The organism is Pseudomonas sp. NFACC43 (assembly GCF_900119645.1).
Lineage (GTDB): Bacteria > Pseudomonadota > Gammaproteobacteria > Pseudomonadales > Pseudomonadaceae > Aquipseudomonas.
Genome location: NZ_FPKK01000044.1, coordinates 1 through 1,814 on the forward strand (window position 1 = coordinate 1; position 1,814 = coordinate 1,814).

At 52.8% G+C, this 1,814-nt stretch carries 1 rRNA gene; it reads right to left on the reverse strand.

Annotated elements, in window-relative coordinates:
* Positions 1-86: 86 nt before the first annotated feature.
* Positions 87-1,814 (reverse strand): 23S ribosomal RNA (locus tag BT179_RS26275); the annotation flags it as partial.

Consider the following 1,814-nt stretch of genomic DNA (forward strand, 5'->3'; position numbering starts at 1 on the left):
CAAGCACGTTCGAACTTTCGGTTCGTTTCGTCTTCACAACACCGCAATCTGGTCTCTGTCGAGTCGACAGATTGCTTGGGTGTTATATGGTCAAGCCTCACGGGCAATTAGTACAGGTTAGCTCAACGCCTCACAGCGCTTACACACCCTGCCTATCAACGTCGTAGTCTTCGACGGCCCTTCAGGGAGCTCAAGGCTCCAGTGAGATCTCATCTTGAGGCAAGTTTCCCGCTTAGATGCTTTCAGCGGTTATCTTTTCCGAACATAGCTACCCGGCAATGCCACTGGCGTGACAACCGGAACACCAGAGGTTCGTCCACTCCGGTCCTCTCGTACTAGGAGCAGCCCCTCTCAAATCTCAAACGTCCACGGCAGATAGGGACCGAACTGTCTCACGACGTTCTAAACCCAGCTCGCGTACCACTTTAAATGGCGAACAGCCATACCCTTGGGACCGGCTTCAGCCCCAGGATGTGATGAGCCGACATCGAGGTGCCAAACACCGCCGTCGATATGAACTCTTGGGCGGTATCAGCCTGTTATCCCCGGAGTACCTTTTATCCGTTGAGCGATGGCCCTTCCATACAGAACCACCGGATCACTAAGACCTACTTTCGTACCTGCTCGACGTGTCTGTCTCGCAGTCAAGCGCGCTTTTGCCTTTATACTCTACGACCGATTTCCGACCGGTCTGAGCGCACCTTCGTACTCCTCCGTTACTCTTTAGGAGGAGACCGCCCCAGTCAAACTACCCACCATACACTGTCCTCGATCCGGATAACGGACCTGAGTTAGAACCTCAAAGTTGCCAGGGTGGTATTTCAAGGATGGCTCCACGCAGACTGGCGTCCACGCTTCAAAGCCTCCCACCTATCCTACACAAGCAAATTCAAAGTCCAGTGCAAAGCTATAGTAAAGGTTCACGGGGTCTTTCCGTCTAGCCGCGGATACACTGCATCTTCACAGCGATTTCAATTTCACTGAGTCTCGGGTGGAGACAGCGCCGCCATCGTTACGCCATTCGTGCAGGTCGGAACTTACCCGACAAGGAATTTCGCTACCTTAGGACCGTTATAGTTACGGCCGCCGTTTACCGGGGCTTCGATCAAGAGCTTCGCGTTAGCTAACCCCATCAATTAACCTTCCGGCACCGGGCAGGCGTCACACCCTATACGTCCACTTTCGTGTTTGCAGAGTGCTGTGTTTTTAATAAACAGTCGCAGCGGCCTGGTATCTTCGACCGGCGTGGGCTTACGCAGCAAGTGCTTCACCCTCACCGGCGCACCTTCTCCCGAAGTTACGGTGCCATTTTGCCTAGTTCCTTCACCCGAGTTCTCTCAAGCGCCTTGGTATTCTCTACCCAACCACCTGTGTCGGTTTGGGGTACGGTTCCTGGTTATCTGAAGCTTAGAAGCTTTTCTTGGAAGCATGGCATCAACCACTTCGTCACCCAGAGGGTAACTCGTCATCAGCTCTCGGCCTTGAAACCCCGGATTTACCTAAGATTTCAGCCTACCACCTTAAACTTGGACAACCAACGCCAAGCTGGCCTAGCCTTCTCCGTCCCTCCATCGCAATAACCAGAAGTACAGGAATATTAACCTGTTTTCCATCGACTACGCTTTTCAGCCTCGCCTTAGGGACCGACTAACCCTGCGTCGATTAACGTTGCGCAGGAAACCTTGGTCTTTCGGCGTGGGTGTTTTTCACACCCATTGTCGTTACTCATGTCAGCATTCGCACTTCTGATACCTCCAGCAAGCTTCTCAACTCACCTTCACAGGCTTACAGAACGCTCCTCTACCGCATCACTT